Raw genomic sequence first — 18,034 nt, 5'->3', positions numbered from 1 at the left:
GTCGCTTTTTTTCACGTTCATCCACTCAAAAATGATAAATAAATATATGCCCACCAATTTAAGTGATAAATATCACACATTTTACATATTAAATAAATAAATCTGCATTTTTATTAAATTATATTAATAGTACCAAGTAATAATTCTTGATTATAAAAAAATTAATTAGTGATACTGATCAGCTCTGTAGATTTTTAAAAAAAATAAACTATAATTTCCTAATACATGACAATCATAATAATTTTTTAAAATATTCACTTACAGTAAAGCGAGCCCATTATGAAAAAACCTAGGTTTAAAGTTATTGATAAACCTGATAAAGTATCTTCTATCATGGCTTCAATTCAAAATCAAAAATCATTTTATGCGGTAATATCAAATTTAAAAATCTACATTATTAATATTTTCTTTATTTTAAAAGTTATTGGTAAACAAAAATGGGATAGTATACTTTTAAAGAAGATTGTTTTTAGGCGATTGTAAGACTAATTAGCGGTATATTCATATAATTTAAAACAACATATTACGTGATGCATTTAAAATTTTATTAGAGTCGTCTTATGAACAATATTCGTATCAATATCGCGATTTCAGGTCTTAGCTCATCATCGACAGATCAACTAAAAATCTGTTTGCGACAAATACTACCAACTGATGTTGGTATTAACTGGAGCAATATTGCGGATCAAAATATTGACTGCTTATTTGTTCATGAGCATTTCTATGATTCAGATCATGTTCAACGTATCATTGTTAAGCAAAATACACCTTACCTCAAAATTTCACGCAATAATCCTCCTCTAGATCAGCCCAATCGAGATACACTCTATTTACCAATTCAAGCAGATGAATTTTTTCAAAATTGGATGACAATCCATGTATTACAAAAACTGGATAGAACATTTTTAGAAGACAATACTTTAGATATAACATTAAGCCAAATTGAACATCCGATTGAGATCGATGAAATTAAACTCTCCATCATTCAGGATTTGTATCAGTATGATACTAGAAAATTTCATCTGACAGATCAGCAAGGTACGCTTGCAATTACCGATCGTCGTAATCATCAGGTATGGCTCGATCCATCAAGAAGTGAAATTCGAACATCAGGTGCAGCACATTGTGCCGATGCTGTACTGACTGACTTTGTTAAAGTTTCAAGAAAAAATGCTTATAATCTTGAAAACTGGATGTTTACCTTGGGTTGGAACTCAAAAATCACATCTGAAATGCCACATGAAAACGATTACTATAAATTGAATTATTGGCCACAATTACTTGATGACCAATCAAAGAATATCGTCATTAAACTCTCTGCAAGTTTTATTTTAGGTGCTCAAATTTCAGAAGTCGCCTCTCATTTCGATATTCCTGTTAACACAGTACAGAAATTCATAGCTACGAATATTGTTTTTGACAATGCATTTACCATATCTGCACAGCAATCTTTATTTAAAAAACAAAATTTAGATGATATTCCACAACAGGAACAAAGTGTAGTTAAAAGCTTTTTTGGTAGACTCAAAAAACGTTTTGGTTTTTAACTAAATTTATGACCTGAGTTTTCAGGATAATTTCATGTCTTAAAGAGAAATATTATGATTATTCAACAATATAAAATTGTATTTGCAGGTTCAATGGGGTCGGGGAAAAGTGAGGCAATTAAGTCTTTATCTGAAATTCCTGTACTTGCAACTGAAGTGCTAAACACTGATGATCACAGTCACAAAAAAATGCAAACGACTGTAGGCATTGATTATGGTGAAGTCACTTTAGAAGATGGGACAAAAATTGGTTTATATGGAACACCGGGACAAAATCGTTTTGATTTTATGTGGGGTGTTATTTGTAAAGGTGCTATTGGCACAGTCATTCTCATTGACCATACCATTGAAAATCCGCTCGATGATCTAAAACATTATCTCGAAACGTTTAAACAATATGGTGAAAATATTGCGATTGGTATTACTCATATTGATGAAGAAACATCAAAATCAACTCACCAATACCGTGAATGGTTAATTGAAAATAATATGAATTACCCACTCTTTTTTATTGATGCACGTAAAAAGAATGATGTGTTAATGTTGCTTGAAACACTTGTAACCATTTTGGAAATTAAATATATACAAGGATAATAATATGTCAAATACCCTTGAAGGAAGAACAGCCCCAACAGTATTGGTCGAATTTGCTAAATCACAGATTCACCAAGTTTTGATGAATGTCAAAGGTGTTGAATTTATCATGATCAGCTCAACGGATGGTTTTGAGCTTGCAAGTTTATCAAGGGTTAAAGCTTATAACTCAACAAAACTCGCTGCGGTGAGTAGCTCTATTTTAGCCATGGTGGGTGCATTTCTTGGCGAGATTAATCTTTCAGGCTGTCAAAGTATTTCGCTAGATGCTCAAAATGGGCGTGCCATCCTAACCTCTATTCCTACAGAAAAACATCCAATGATGATTGTCACGTTAGTGTCTAAAGATGTACTTTTAGCACAATTACTCAATGGTTTAAAAGACGCGGGCAATGCGATTATGCAATTGGATTATTAATCCATAACCGAAAAAAGCCCCTTATCTGAGATCAAGGGCTTTATATACAAAATTATTCACTTGCTTGAATATTAAAAAGTACCTGCCGTTTTTTCACTTGTTGAGCCGTTTGAGCAATAATCTCATTCACTACACCATCAATATCAGACTTGATTTGTTGCTGAATTTTCATCGCCTCCAAGATCAATAACGTCTGCCCTTTTTCAACCTGATCACCAACATTGACCAAAATTTGAATCACTGCACCATCCATCGGTGCTTTGATTTTGCCATCTCCCACAAGATTGGTTGTTTCTGGCGGTGCATAGGTCATATTTTGAATCGAGACATTGCCATTATTGACATCTAAATAGAGTTGTTGATCTTGCAATGTATAATTTAATTTACGGCGTACACCATTTGCCACATACACCACTTGTTGTGCTGTTTGTGAAATCATTTCAATACTTTGAATCTGCCCACAAGTTTCAATACTTAAGCCATTACTATTAAACTCAAGTGATAATTCCAATTTTTGCTCTTCAATTTGCAACTTCAATGGCAATTTTGGACTCAGCCCTGTACTCCAACTTGCTTGCTGTTGAGTCTGGGTAAACAATGCCGCAGCAACCGCAAGATGTTCTAAGCTTAAAGTCTGAACTTGTAAACTCTCATCTGCCTGAAAATGTTGCTGAATAAAAGCGGTATTGGTATCACCTGCAACCACCACAGGGTGACGCAATAGATTGGCGAGGAATTGTTTATTGCTGTTTATACCAAGTAAAACACAATCATCCACTGCACGCGCTAAAAGGCGAATCGTGTCTTCACGAGTCTGTGCATAAGCAATCACTTTTGCTACCATCGGATCGTAAAAGGAGCTAATTTCCCCTTGTTGCAATAAACCGTGATCAATGCGGACATTGGGTAAATCTGCACCTTGCCAATGTAGTACTTGACCCGTTTGAGGCAAGAAATCTTGACGAGGATCTTCGGCATATAAACGTACTTCAATGGCGTGACCATTCAGTTGTAATTCATCTTGCTTTAACGGCAAAACCTCATGATTTGCCACACGCAATTGCCATTCAACTAAATCAAGCCCTGTCACCATTTCTGTCACAGGATGCTCAACTTGCAAACGTGTATTCATTTCTAAGAAATAAAACTCACCTGATGCATCAAGTAAAAATTCAACCGTTCCTGCCCCAACATAATCACACGATTTTGCTGCTTGTACCGCAGCCTCTCCCATACGTTGACGTAGTTCAGTTGTCATCACTGGACACGGCGCTTCTTCCATCACTTTTTGATGGCGACGTTGAATCGAACAATCTCGTTCAAACAAATAAACATAGTTGCCATGCTGATCGCCAAAAACCTGAATTTCGACATGGCGTGGTGCAATCATGGCTTTTTCTAAAATTAATTCCCCCGAACCAAATGCATTTTCAGCTTCAGATCTCGCCGTTTTTAATGACTCCATCAGCTCAGAATATTGCTGTACAAGGCGCATTCCGCGCCCACCACCACCTGCTGATGCTTTCACCATCAGGGGATAACCAATTTTTTCTGCTTGTTCTGCTAAAAATTCTAAATTTTGTTGATCACCTTCATAGCCTGGAACACAAGGTACACCTGCTTGAATCATAGCAATTTTAGATAAGCGTTTACTGCCCATCAGTTCAATGGCTGCTGACCCTGGTCCAATAAAGGTGATTTGATTCGCTTCACAAGCTGCAGCAAAATCGGTATTTTCCGATAAAAAGCCATAGCCAGGATGAACTGCATCTGCACCCGTTTTTTGACAGGCTTCAATAATTTGATCAATCCGTAAATAAGATTCTGATACTTTTGATGCACCAATATAAACCGCTTCATCTGCTACTTGAATATGACGTGCATTTGCATCGGCATCTGAATACACCGCTACAGTGCAATACCCCATCGCTTTTGCTGTTTGAATGACTCGAACAGCAATTTCACCACGGTTTGCCACCAATACTTTTGAAAAAGCCATGGTTATGATTCCTTATTTGGCTCGTTATTTTTCATTTTTGTCTGCGCTTACATCCAATTTGGTTCACGCTTTTGTACAAATGCCATCGTGCCTTCCATACCTTCCTCACTACTCACCGCGTCTGCAAAAAGTTGAGCAGCATCATCAAGTAAAGTTTTTAATGGCTCATTCAATGTTTTATGTAATAAAGCTTTGGTCGCCCGTGATGCATGTGGTGCTGTACGGCGAATTTGAATCAGAACATCATGCAGTGCTAATTCAAGTGCAACTTCATTTTCAACCACTTCATGCACAAGTCCCATATGCAATGCTTCTGAGCCTTTAAAACGTTTACCTAGCAAAGCCAAACGACGTGTATGAGTCAAACCAATACGCTTAACTACAAATGGTGCAATTTGCGCAGGAATAATCCCTAGCCCTGTTTCAGGTAAACCAAAGGTGACATCTGAACGACTAATTGCCACATCAGAAACACATGCCAATCCAAAACCACCACCCAAAACAGCACCTTCTAAAACGACTACAACCGTTTGTGGTGCTTGATCAACCTGTTCAAGCATACGACCAAACTGACGGTTAAACTCAACATAAGGCTGATTTGAACCTGCACTTGTGGCATCTACACGCAACTGTGCCATGTCTTTAATGTCGCCACCTGAGCAAAAGTTTCCATCTTTACCCCGTAAAACTACCGCACGAATACTCACATCATGTTCAATACTGCTAAATACCTGCTGAATGGTTTTGACCATATTCAGGCTCATAGCATTACGACTTTCTGGTCGATTTAAATAAAGCGATAAAATTCCTTCGGCAAGATCCAATTCAATACTGTCATCTAGCTGTAGTGCTGATAATGTCTGTGGAAGAGTCATCGTCATCTCCTTATTTACGCTTAGATGGTAAAATATCCATCAATTTACAAATAATGCCGAGCATGATTTCATCTGCTCCACCGCCTATTGAACCCAAACGACCATCACGATAAAGTTGCGATGCTGGGTTGTCCCACATGAAGCCATTACCACCCCAAAATTGTAGACAACTGTCAGCAACTTCACGGGTTAAACGCCCTGCTTTGAGCTTAGCCATCGAAGCAATTTCGGTGGCATTACCACCATCAATATGAATATCACAGGCACGATAGGTCAGTGCACGTAAAGCTTCAACTTCAGTCATTAACTCGGCAAAACGAAAATGTACATATTGATTATTAATCAGTGGTTGCCCAAATGTATGACGCTCTTTTGTGTATTGAATGGTCTGTTGAATAACGCTTTCTAAACCGCCAATTGCATTGGCAGCCGCCCACATGCGTTCTTCTTGGAATTGCATCATTTGCATCATAAAGCCCATGCCTTCTGCACCAACCAAATTACGTTGTGGCACACGGACATTGTCTAAATATACTTCGGCTGTGGTGGTTGAACGCATGCCTAATTTATTCAGTGGCTCAGAAAAATTTATGCCTTGGGTCTTTGCAGGGACAATAATCATCGACTTATTAACATGTGGTTTGTCATCGGAAGTATTGGCAAGTAAGCAAAAAAAATCGGCTTGGAGTGAGTTGGTAATCCACATCTTACTGCCATTAATCACATAATCATCACCGTCTTTTTTCGCTGTGGTTTTAATGGCTGCAACGTCTGAACCTGCATGTACTTCTGATACTGCTATTGCAGCCACGTATTCCCCTGCAACAGCAGGCGTTAAAAACTCATCACGCAATTCCTTGCTACCAAAACGTGCCAATGCGGGTGTTGCCATGTCCGTCTGTACACCAATAGCTAAAGGTACACCGCCACAGGCAGCACGACCTAATTCTTCGGCAACCACCAAGTTGTAAGAATAATCGAGTCCTGAGCCACCATTTTCTTCAGGCTTACAAATACCCAATAAGCCCAAATCCGCCATTTTCTTAAAAACTTCATGAATCGGAAATTTGCCTTCAGCTTCCCATGTTGGGATAAATGGATTCAATTCAGTTTCAACAAACTGACGTGTTGTACGGCGTAACGCTTCATGTTCTGGTGTAAATTTCATTGTTTTATCCTGTATATACTAATTATTTCCAAAATTTTGTTAGTAGTTTGAGCTTCTTAGACCGTCTACTCCCTCTCTTTTAGGAGATGAGAAGCAAAGCTTCGCAAGGTGAATGCTCTTAAAATTAAAATCGCGATACGCCAAAACGTGTTGGATTCAGTTGACGTTTTGATGCTTCATCAATGGTTTCAAGTAAAAATATCAACACTTTACGGGTATCTCTCGGATCAATAATGCCATCATCATGTAACATTGCTGTATTAAACAAAGCTGTCGATTGTTGTTCTAACTTCATCGCTGTACTTTGTTCCAAAAAATCGAGCATTTGTTCATTTGGCTCCATACCTGAAGCACGTTGTTTCCCTTCCGCCACAATACGAAGTACCTTGCCTGCTTGCGCTGAACCCATCACCGCCACATGAGAATTTGGCCATGCAAATATAAAATCAGGCGACAAGCTACGCCCACACATTGCATAGTTGCCCGCACCATACGACCCTGCAACTACAACCGAAATTTTAGGCACTGTTGTATTGGCAACCGCTTGAATCAGTTTAGATCCATGTTTGATGATTCCGTTTTGTTCCGCATCCGTTCCGACCATAAAACCTGTGGTGTTATGTAAAAATAAGAGTGGACGTTGGGTCTGTTCGCACAAATGAATAAATTGTGCAGTTTTGGCAGCACCATGCGGTGTAATTGGTCCATTATTGGTAATAATCCCCACATGCAAGCCACCCATTTTTGCCCAACCGCACACGGTTAAATCATCATATTCTTGTTTAAATTCTAGAAAATCTGAATCATCGACCAAACGGGCAATCACATCTTTCATATCAAAAGGTTGTTTCGGATTATTGGGAATAATGCCAAGCAACTCCTCTGTCGCATAACGAGGTTCTTGATATTGCTTTTTCGTTGTATTGACCTGCTCTTTCCAATTTAAATGCTCAAAAACTTCACGAGCAATTCGAATACCATCGGCATCATTTTCCGCCAAATATTCTGCTGTTCCTGCTACTTGCGCATGCATTTCCGCACCGCCCAACTCCTCTGCCGTTGCCACTTCACCTGTTGCCGCCATCAATAACGGTGGCCCTGCAAGAAGCATTTCCGTTTGCTTACGAATGGTAATCACATAATCAGATAAACCTGGTTGATATGCACCGCCTGCCGTTGCATTGCCATGTACAACCGACAATTGTGGAATACCTGCCGCAGACATACGTGCTTGATTGGCAAAAGTCATGCCGCCTTGAGTAAAGACTTCTGCTGCATAATTGAGGTTTGCACCTCCACTTTCAGACAACGTCAGCATCGGAAGTTTTTGTTCTAAAGCAACTTTTTGCAGACGTAAGGTTTTATGTACCCCCATTGGCGATATTGTTCCACCTTTAATGGCACTATTACTTGCTGAAACCAAACAACGCACACCGCTGACAAAACCAATTCCTGCAATAATGCCACCACCCGCTTCTGAGCCATCTTTATCATCATGCATTTGGTAACCGACCAATCCACACAATTCAACAAAAGGAGAATTGGCATCAAGGACTAAACGGACACGTTCATGCGGTAAAATTTTACCTTTTTTATCAAACTTGGATTTAACTGCATAAGACTTCTCAAAACTCTTATTCTGTACCGCTTTCACTTCATCGAGTTGGCTGAGCATATGGGCTTTATTTTGCTCATATTGTTCACTGCCCACCGCAATTTCAGATTGTAGAATGGTCATCTTCTTTTAGTCCTTGTCCTTATTTGGAATCTTGTGCTTCTTTGCCAAGCCCATCTTTTAAAACATCGGGAATAAATGCACGATGAAAACCATTAAACGAATGGCTATTTTTAGCATCGGCAAGCGGATACATACGTGTACCTTGTGATGCTGCACCATCAATCCGAATGGTCATTCCCGAAATAAAACCTGCGGCATCTGATAGTAAATAACAAATGGCAGAAGATACTTCTGACTCTGTCCCCATCCGTTTGAGAGGTACGTTGCCTGCCAAACTTGGGATAATAAATTTGGCAAAGTCACCTGAATAATTGTCCATTCCTGATGAAATAATCCACCCAGGTGCGACACAATTCACTCGTACGCCTGCATGTCCCCACTCCACTGAAGCGGTTTTGGTCAAATTGTCTACGCCTGAACGTGCAGCACCTGAATGTCCCATTCCTGGCATACCGCCCCACATATCTGCCGCCATATTGACAATATTGCCACCATGTTTCGACATCCATTGGTTATAGGCTTCTTTCATTAGATAAAAGCTAGAATGTAAATTGTTGCGTACCACGGCATCAAAACCATTGGCAGAAATACTATCTAAGCCTGAGGGAAACTGTCCCCCTGCGTTATTCACTAAACCATCCAGCTTGCCAAATTTTTCAACAACCTCTGCAATCATGTCTTTGACTTGTTGCTCTTCGCGGTTATCACACACAATGAAATGGACTTTGCCACCATCTTCTAAAATTTCAGCACTTACATTTTGTAGTTTTTCAATTTTACGTCCTGTAATGACCACTTGTGCGCCCAAAGATGCCAATTCATGCGCTGTACAACGTCCAATGCCTGAGCCACCACCTGTGACAATAATGACTTTATCTTGAAAAGCATCTGATCTAAAGATTGAGTTATATTGCATTTTTTATTTCCAATTTGTTTTCTTTGATTTCCATAGCTCCCTCTCCTCATAGGAGATGAGAATCCTCAGAATATATTCTGAGTTCGCAAGGGTGAGGTGTTTTTAAATAAAAATAATCCACCTAAGTCCCCCTTTAAAAAGAGGGGACTTTCATATTCTCTACTAATTACCAATCAATCCCTTCGGCACTTTCACAGGCATATCCAACAACTGTTGTGCAAAGGCTTTACCTTGTGGGTCGATGCGTAAACTGGCAATTCCCCCACCACCTAAAGCATTTTCCAATAGAATATTTAAGGCATTAAGCCCTTCAATTTCATAGCGAATAATTTTGCTTGTTTCAGGATTAAGCACGTGTTGCATATATTTCGTGACATTCTCATCGGTTAAATTGGCACGAATCCATGGTAAAAACTTAGGCTGACGTGCAATCACACCAATATTGCTGTGATTGCCTTTATCACCACTACGTGCATGGGCAATATCAACCAATGCAATCTCAACTTCATCACCTGTAAATTGAGCAACTTCACCGATTGGTAGTTGTGTAAATGACTGCTCTGCTGAACCTTGAGGAATTACGACTTTTTGACGTTGACCATTGATGTCTATTTCAATATTTAGTTTTGATTTATCCGCAAGGAATGAAAAAAGTTTAATCACTGGTGATGCTTTTGGACGACCACCAACTATACCCGCCAAGGCAGGTGCCATCCCTGTAGAGGCTTGTGCAATTTCCGAAGCAAAGAACATACATGCTTCTTTAAACATATGTTTAACTGCGATTTTCACTACAACTTCACGGCTGTCTGTATGACGAGCATTTGCACCATAAGTACTTTCAATTCCAAGAATTTCAACCGATTTTTCTTGAAATGCAGGGACAGAACGCAAAGCTAAAATACGTTCACACTTCGTCAATATTGCATCAGCAATAACTTGTGCTTTGGCAGGTGCTTCACGCCCTGCAATTAAGAAACTAACTAAGACACGATAACCATCAGGATAGGTTGCACTGACTTTATATTCTTGTGTAGGCGCACGACCTGTTGCACCCGTTACCGCAACACGATGCTCACCGACTTGTTCCAATTTTACTTGGCTAAAATCACAGCTTACATCGGGTAATAAATAGGCTTGAGGGTTGCCAATTTCATAGACAATTTGCTCTGCAACCGTTGCTGTTGAAACTAGACCACCTGTGCCATTTGGTTTTGTTACAATGAACGATGCATCTTCTTTTACTTCGACAATGGGGAAACCCATATTGTCAAAGCCTTCAACTAAGCGCCAGTCGGTAAAATTTCCACCTGTACATTGCGCACCACATTCAATGATATGCCCTGCCAATGAACCTTGCGAGAGCTTGTCATAATCTTCGGGCGACCATTTGTACTCATGTAATAATGGTGCTAATGCCACCGCAGAATCTACAACACGACCTGTGATGACAATATCTGCACCTGCATCTAAAGCATCACGAATGGGAATCGCACCGAGATAAGCATTACAGCTTGCCAAATGATCTGGTAAATCCTCACCACTAAACATTTCTTTGATGTTTTGGTTTTTTAGTTCAGCTTGATTTGGCATCAAGTCATCGCCTAAAACCACAGCTACTTTAAGATCTAACCCTTGTGCTTCAATGACTTTTTGCAAAGCATCACGACATGCCAACGGATTTACACCGCCTGCATTACTAATCACTTTAATTTTTTTATCACTGATTTTTTTGATCAATGGTGCCATGACACGACTGACAAAATCCAAGGCATAACCATGTTCAGGATTGGTTATCATAGCCTTTGCCATAATCGACATGGTGATTTCTGAAAGGTAATCGAAAACGAGATAATTAATATCGGACAAATGCACCAATTGGAAAGCTGCCGTATTGGTATCTCCCCAGAAACCAGAAGCACATCCAATTTTGACAATACGTTGATCTTCCATTTTCACACCTATTTCGTGATGAACTTATTTTGCTTATTGTGAATAAAATTTATACTTCATTTTATACCAAGCAAGCGCTTGGTTTGTAAAGTGCAAAATGTTATGCTGTAATGACCAATGTGTTCAATCTACACATCATCACCTTATAAATATTTAAATTTTGTAGGAAATATCTAAAAAATGATTGCTGCTTCTATCAATGATATTCAACCGATTGCCTGTTTCGATTACAGCCCTAAAGGTCGTCTATTGCTTGGTGCAGCTTATCTGTTTCACAAGCAAGGCTATGCGAAAACAACAGTTCGAGAATTAGCAAATTTCATTGGTATTCAGTCAGGTAGCTTATTTCATCACTTTACAAGCAAGGATGATATTCTTGCCAATGTGATGAAACAAACCATTATTTATAACCATGATCGTCTTTTAGATGCCATTCAACAATCAGATGATCCTGAACAACAACTGAAAAATTTAATCAAAGCTGAGTTAATTTCCATTACAGGAGATACAGGATCCGCAATGGCTGTTTTGGTTTATGAATGGCAAGCTTTATCGCAAGAGCGTCAAAATGAATTACTCAAAATGCGTAATGCTTATGAAGATATTTGGTTTGAAGTGATTCATCAGTTACGTAAACTTGGCAAAATTAAGCATGATACTTTTATTTGGCGTCGTTTAATGGGTGGTGCGATTGCTTGGACGGTGACTTGGTATAATCCAAATGGTAAAATAAGCATAGATGAATTGACGGAAATGGTATGGGAAATGGCTATAAGCCACTAAAATTAAATCAATTATTACAATAAAATTATGCTCTCATTCAAAAAGAATAATAAGGTTAATTTTTAAAATATCAGCTTTAAACATCATGTTATGATGAAACTTCAAAACATTTTTATAAATTATTTTAACTAATACATATAAATTAATAACTTTACCAATAGGAATGACATGAAAAATACCTATGAAAATTTAAAAAATAGCTTAATCACACATAATATTTTTTTTCAATCATCAGGCACAGAACGATTTAAAAATACCGATGAACTTAATTATTTAGTTGGTGCAAAAATAGAACCTTATAGTGCATTTATGGTTGGCAATCACTTATGGGAAATGGGCGCTTTTTCCTACTCATGGTCAAAATTTTCAATAAAAACTAAAATTGGTAGATATTGTTCAATTGCAGCAGACGTAAAACTCATGGGGTTCAGACATCCATATGAATGGTTAACCACATCTTCAACAACTTACGATAAAAATTTTATTATTTATCAAAAGTTTTTAGCAGATACCCAAACTGAACAACATGCACGAATTTTACCTCGAACAAATCAAGAAGGCTTAAATATCGGACATGATGTTTGGATTGGTGCCCGTGTGGTGTTAAAACAAAATTTAAATATAGGCACAGGTGCTGTCATTGCTGCAAACTCTGTTGTCACCAAAGATGTCCCTCCTTACGCTATTGTTGGTGGAAATCCTGCAAAAATAATTAAATATCGTTTCAGTGAAACACATATTCAAAAATTGTTAGCATTACAATGGTGGAATTACGCATTCACGGATTTTCAACAATACGACATTACCAATATTGAAACATTTATCGATCAATTTAATGACAATATTGAATCTCTAACTCCCTTAAATTTGACTCCACTTATTCTAAAATAGAAAAATAAGTTAAATTTTTGAAAAATTATTAACTTACCAAAACACCTCAATTGAATTCTGATTAAAGTGTATTTTCTAAAATACACTTCAACTCTGAAAATAAAGATTTAACTGATTTTAACCGCAATCAAAATCCTAATTGACGGCTCGCTAGATCCTTCATAATTTCTTCCGCCCCACCACCGATCATATTCACTTTAACATCACGGTAGATCCGTTCAGATTTAATCCCTCGCATAAAGCCCATACCACCTAATGTCTGCACAGATGCATCAGCACAAAATTGCATAGTTTGTGTCGCAACATTTTTCAGCATACAAATTTGTGCAATCAATTCACTACCCTGCATATCAGCTCGTCCTAAACGGTACGCCGTATCTTCAAGTAAAGCCAAAGTCGTGGTTAAACGTGTCGCCATGTCTACCAATTTATGTCGTACCACTTGATGATCAACCAAGCGCTTGCCAAACGTTTTTCGTTGCTGTGCCCACTCCAAAGCTTCCTCATAACAGACCAATGCAAAACCATAACTACTTGCGGCAAGGAAAAAACGCTCCATGTTGAAATTATTCATGATGACTAGGAAGCCCATATTTTCTGCACCCAGTAAATTTTTCGCAGGGACTCGTACGTTATCAAAATGTAAATGTGCGGTATCTGAAGCCCACCACCCCATCTTATCGAGTTTAGATTTGGTAATACCTGCACTATGCGCATCAATTAATAACATTGAAATACCATTAGGCCCTTTGGCCTCAGGATCAGTTCGCACTGCTACGGTGTAATAATCGGCACGAATACCCGAGGTAATAAACGTCTTTTCACCAGTGACAATATAGTCATCACCATCACGAACCGCTTTGGTTTGTAATGCTGCAACATCTGAACCACCTGTCGGCTCAGTAATGGCTAAAGCCGAAATTTTTTCACCCGATAAAATTTTCGTCAGTACAGCTTCTTTAATCTCAGCCGAGGCAAAATGATTAATCGGGGGTGCACCAATTGAATGTGATAAAAGTGATGCACATAACCCACCTGATCCTGTTTTTGCAAGCTCAATGGATGATAACAACACATGAAAGGCATCTGTCCCTGCTATGCCACCATAATTTTCATCAAAACCTAAACCAAGCAAACCAATATCCGCTGCTTTTTGATAAAGCTCGCGTGGAAAGGTTTCAGCTTCCTCCCATTCATTAATATGTGGCATCAATTCTTTTTGGACAAATTTACGAACGGAATCTGCAAATGCAAAATGTTGATCTGTATAGTAAATTGGATTAGATTTCATTATTTTCAGCATCCTTACGTTTTTGTACGAATCATTCAGAAATCTATACTGACAGATTTTTAGGCTTTTTAAGTTGCAGAAATCATCTTTTAAAACAAACTAATTGTTATTTTTAGTCAATCAAAAAATCAACAATCTACCATCTTTAATGCATTCTCGATGATAAAACTACGCTAGACTAAGAGTAATATTTTTCACTATTTATGTTTTAAATTCATGATGACACTGGATCAGTTTTTAGCACGATTTAACACTGCAACACTGCAACGCAGTATCAGTTATGTCGGAAAAATTGATTTTAAATCACTCGAAATGTATCAAGATCGCCAAAATATTGTGGTTGAAGCACGTATTATAGGAAGCTATCGTTATGATACCACCCTCATTTTTAGCCCATTGAAACAAGCGATTATTGACACTGATTGTAGTTGTCCTGTCGGATATGATTGTAAACATGCAGCGGCTTTAGCCCGTTATTTTTATGATCGACAAAATTTAGAACAAAGTAGTCTCAATCAAACTCAGCAAAATTCACAACAACAAAACCATCACACTGCAAAAGTATGGTTAGATCAATTTAAACAACAATTGGCTCAAGTTAAAACTGAATCGCAACATCAACTTATTTATGTATTTCAATCAAAAAATAATAGCCAACAACTACACATTAGTATTTATAAAGTACGACGTACCAAAGATGGGCAAATTCGAGATACGACACCTTATATTAGTTATGATAATGTTCTCAACGAACGCTTAAAAGTAAGTTCTGAAGAAAAAAAAATCTTTAGCCATTTGTATTTTTTTGCCAAATTAAATTTTCCAAATGCACATTATTATCCACCAACATGGGATATTTCAGGCATTTACCAAGAACAGCTCAAAACTGCGATTCAAAGTGGTACTTGCTATGCACTAAATACGACACATCCGATATTAACTTGGTCTGATCACAACTATCAGCTTGAATTCAATTGGCAAGCTCATCCTCAAAATAAGACTGAAAAACTCACAGCACAATTCTTTGATGCACAGCATGCCCCCCTTTCAATAGAACATTGTCAGCAAATTTATATTATTCATTCTCATCCACTTAGCTATTTAGATACACTCAATAATCAAGTGGGTATGCTCGAATCATCTTATTCAAGTGAAATGATTAATGAATTGATGGATATGCCACAAATGCCTGTGGAAATATTGGCTGAATTTAAACAAACGATTCAGCCTTACTCTGCTTTTGCTTATTTACCACAGGCACAATCTGTACTCAATATACCAACTCAAACTGGAAAGCCGACACCTATTTTAAAGTTCGGTTATTTTTCACAATATGATCGTTTAGGACAGATGCATCATTATGCGATGGCTGAAATTGAGTTTGAATATCCAGTGGGCCGTATTAAAAAAGGTTCTCCCGATCATTATTTTATTGCCCAAGTCAATGAACAAACTGTGCGTCAACAGCGTGATTTAGCCTTAGAAAAAGATGCGATTGACACCCTAAAAGAAGCCATCCCATCATTAAAATGGCTCACTCAAATCACTAAAAGTAAACGTCCTGCTTTTGATGATGTCACCGAAAATTCAATTGTTTGTGCAAATCCTAATATTTGGATCAACCAACTAATTCCTGAAAATAAAATTGCCCTACTCGGGTGGCAAGTTGATCATCATAAAAATAGTTTATTTAACTTAAATGCCACGCAAAATTTACAATTATTATTAACTGAATCTGATCAAAAACAAGATTGGTTTAATGTCGGTGCAACCATTCAAGACAGTCAAGGTCAAACCTACAATCTCATCGAACTGCTTGGCTATGTCATACAGTCCAATCCCCATTTACTCGAAGATCAATATATTGATCAACTTAAAGAAGATGAGTTTTTTCTTGTTCCTATCACTGAAAATGAAACACAACTTGCACTCAGCATCAAAGATATCAAGCCCATTCTAAGCTATTTAAAAGATATTTTACGTTATCCCAAATCAAACGCAATTGATCAATATGAAGCTACACAACTCTTAAATTTAGAACATCATTTAGGTATGCCTTGGCACAGTAATGAACGTTTAAAAACCTTTGCACATAAACTACAAACAAGCTATCAACAACAGATTGCCACACCACAAGGTTTTCAAGGTGAATTGCGTCATTATCAACAACAAGGTTTGGCGTGGTTACAGTTTTTACGTGAAACCGAGCATGGTGGTATTCTTGCCGATGATATGGGCTTAGGTAAGACGGCACAGACACTTGCACATTTACTCATTGAAAAACAAGCAGGTCGATTAGAGCAATATCCTGCACTCATTATTGCCCCTACATCTTTAATGCATAATTGGCGTAAAGAAGCTGAAAAATTCACACCTGAATTAAAAGTCTTAGTACTACAAGGTCATGATCGCCAAAACTTCTTTGACCAAATCTATGATGCCGATATCATTCTCAGCACTTACCCACTTTTAGCCCGTGATGAAGAGTTTTTCTTATCTCATCAATATCATATGCTCATTTTAGATGAGGCCCAAAACATTAAAAATCCACGAGCTAAAGCATCACAAGTTGTCCGACAACTTAATGTAAAACATCGACTTTGCTTAACAGGTACACCTATGGAAAACCACTTAGGTGAACTTTGGTCATTATTCCATTTCTTAATGCCTGGCTTTCTCTATAGCCAGGATGTTTTTAATAAAACATATCGCAAACCAATCGAAAAAAATGCCGACCTAAGTATTAAAAGTAAGCTCATTTCTCGTATTAAACCCTTCATGTTACGCCGTTTAAAAACTGAAGTTGCCAAAGAGCTTCCTGAAAAAACCATGATTGAAGTCAATATTGATTTGAATGAACAACAGTCCAAACTTTATGAGGCTGTTCGTGCAACCATGCAAAAAAATATACGTGAGCTAATTGCAACTAAGGGCTTTCATCGTAGTCAGATTCAAATTCTCAGTGCGTTACTGAAACTTCGACAAGTCTGCTGTCACCCTGCACTTTTACAATTGGATAATGTCAAAAATCAAAATATTGAATCAGCAAAATTAGACCACTTATTGCAAATGGTTCAAGATATGGTTGAAGAAGGTCGTAAAATTTTGATTTTTTCACAATTTACAACAATGTTACAAATTATTGAAAACCAATTAAAAATACTCAATATTCCAACAGTTAAACTGATAGGACAAACGAAAAAACGTGATCAAGTCATCACAGAATTTCAAACTGGAGATATTCCTGTTTTCTTAATTAGCTTGAAAGCAGGTGGTGTTGGTTTGAACCTCACCGCTGCAGACACAGTTATTCATTATGATCCTTGGTGGAATCCTGCTGCTGAAGATCAAGCCTCTGATCGTGCTTGGCGCATTGGCCAAAAAAAACCAGTCTTTGTTTATAAATTAATTACTAATCAAAGTATTGAAGAAAAAATACTTGCTTTACAAAAAAACAAAGCTAATCTAACCCAATCTATTCTCAGTATTGATCATGAAAATGAAGTTAAATTGTCTGAAAATGACGTCATGAGCTTATTAGATTAAGACTTTAAAAATAAGATTTAGGATTTAACAAAAGTTAGATCTAATGGAGCAATACAAAGCCCTCATTATGAAGATGGGGTTCTCTTTTTTATTACGCAGTTTTTATGAATTGAACATTATAAGTTCATTAAATACTCAACAATCTGTTGCTGATCGGCCATTTCAGCGAGCTGTAAGGCTGTATATTCACTTTTATAATGTGCATCTGCGCCTTGCTGAATAAGTAATTGAACAATCTCGAAATAACCATTTTCAGCGGCTGCCTGCAATGTACTATAGCCCTTTCCCCTGACAATAAAAAACACCCTCTGTCTT

14 protein-coding genes are annotated in these 18,034 nt (G+C 37.7%); 6 read left to right on the top strand and 8 right to left on the bottom strand.

Translation table 11 applies throughout. The features are described 5' to 3' along the window. Positions 1-560: 560 nt before the first annotated feature. Genes FW754_RS12305 through FW754_RS12295 form a run of 3 tightly spaced genes read left to right on the top strand, consistent with a single transcriptional unit; the run spans position 561 to position 2,559 of the window. On the top strand, positions 561-1,547 hold the full coding sequence (locus tag FW754_RS12305; protein ID WP_409511097.1) for a hypothetical protein: 987 nt from the start codon (positions 561-563) through the stop codon (positions 1,545-1,547). 54 nt (positions 1,548-1,601) lie between these two features. Continuing rightward, positions 1,602-2,141, top strand: a complete 540-nt coding sequence (locus FW754_RS12300) for a GTP-binding protein (protein ID WP_409511096.1) — start codon at positions 1,602-1,604, stop codon at positions 2,139-2,141. 4 nt (positions 2,142-2,145) lie between these two features. Next, positions 2,146-2,559 carry a roadblock/LC7 domain-containing protein gene (locus tag FW754_RS12295; RefSeq protein WP_409511095.1) on the top strand — a complete coding sequence of 138 codons (414 nt, stop codon included), beginning with the start codon at positions 2,146-2,148 and terminating at the stop codon, positions 2,557-2,559. A gap of 52 nt (positions 2,560-2,611) precedes the next feature. Here the strand turns inward: FW754_RS12295 and FW754_RS12290 are convergent, their stop codons facing one another. From FW754_RS12290 to FW754_RS12265, 6 genes are all read right to left on the bottom strand, one after another. Then, positions 2,612-4,558, bottom strand: coding sequence for an acetyl/propionyl/methylcrotonyl-CoA carboxylase subunit alpha (locus FW754_RS12290; protein WP_446324805.1), 1,947 nt, complete (start codon positions 4,556-4,558; stop codon positions 2,612-2,614). Positions 4,559-4,605: 47 nt separating this feature from the next. Beyond that, entirely contained in the window at positions 4,606-5,433 is an 828-nt protein-coding gene (locus FW754_RS12285; RefSeq protein ID WP_446324804.1) for an enoyl-CoA hydratase/isomerase family protein, read from the bottom strand. 10 nt (positions 5,434-5,443) lie between these two features. Next, positions 5,444-6,601: an acyl-CoA dehydrogenase family protein gene (locus tag FW754_RS12280; RefSeq protein WP_446324803.1), complete on the bottom strand. Its 1,158-nt coding sequence runs from the start codon at positions 6,599-6,601 to the stop codon at positions 5,444-5,446. A 124-nt stretch (positions 6,602-6,725) separates the two neighbouring features. Next, the gene (locus FW754_RS12275; protein ID WP_446324802.1) at positions 6,726-8,339 is read right to left on the bottom strand and encodes an acyl-CoA carboxylase subunit beta; all 1,614 of its coding nucleotides are present in this window, start codon (positions 8,337-8,339) and stop codon (positions 6,726-6,728) included. Positions 8,340-8,358: 19 nt separating this feature from the next. Then, the gene (locus FW754_RS12270; RefSeq protein ID WP_446324801.1) at positions 8,359-9,255 is read right to left on the bottom strand and encodes an SDR family oxidoreductase; all 897 of its coding nucleotides are present in this window, start codon (positions 9,253-9,255) and stop codon (positions 8,359-8,361) included. Positions 9,256-9,417: 162 nt separating this feature from the next. Then, positions 9,418-11,208, bottom strand: coding sequence for an acyclic terpene utilization AtuA family protein (locus FW754_RS12265; RefSeq protein WP_446324800.1), 1,791 nt, complete (start codon positions 11,206-11,208; stop codon positions 9,418-9,420). A 180-nt stretch (positions 11,209-11,388) separates the two neighbouring features. Between FW754_RS12265 and FW754_RS12260 the strand changes: the two genes are divergently transcribed. Next, positions 11,389-11,991 (top strand): TetR/AcrR family transcriptional regulator, encoded by a 603-nt coding sequence (locus FW754_RS12260; protein ID WP_409511088.1) that lies wholly within the window; start codon positions 11,389-11,391, stop codon positions 11,989-11,991. A gap of 168 nt (positions 11,992-12,159) precedes the next feature. Beyond that, complete coding sequence (locus tag FW754_RS12255; protein WP_409511087.1) at positions 12,160-12,882, top strand: CatB-related O-acetyltransferase; 723 nt, start codon at positions 12,160-12,162, stop codon at positions 12,880-12,882. A gap of 127 nt (positions 12,883-13,009) precedes the next feature. Here the strand turns inward: FW754_RS12255 and FW754_RS12250 are convergent, their stop codons facing one another. Continuing rightward, on the bottom strand, positions 13,010-14,173 hold the full coding sequence (locus FW754_RS12250) for an acyl-CoA dehydrogenase family protein (protein WP_446324799.1): 1,164 nt from the start codon (positions 14,171-14,173) through the stop codon (positions 13,010-13,012). A 216-nt stretch (positions 14,174-14,389) separates the two neighbouring features. Between FW754_RS12250 and FW754_RS12245 the strand changes: the two genes are divergently transcribed. Next, entirely contained in the window at positions 14,390-17,719 is a 3,330-nt protein-coding gene (locus FW754_RS12245; RefSeq protein ID WP_446324798.1) for a DEAD/DEAH box helicase, read from the top strand. Positions 17,720-17,835: 116 nt separating this feature from the next. On the opposite strand, the gene FW754_RS12240 is transcribed toward FW754_RS12245, so the two are convergent. Next, the coding region (locus FW754_RS12240) for an ankyrin repeat domain-containing protein (RefSeq protein WP_446324797.1) at positions 17,836-18,034 on the bottom strand (199 nt) is incomplete at its 5' end.

Source organism: Acinetobacter sp. 1207_04, from assembly GCF_052850415.1.
Note: the sequence above shows the minus strand (reverse complement) of the source record. Positions and strands in the feature narration are given on the sequence as shown.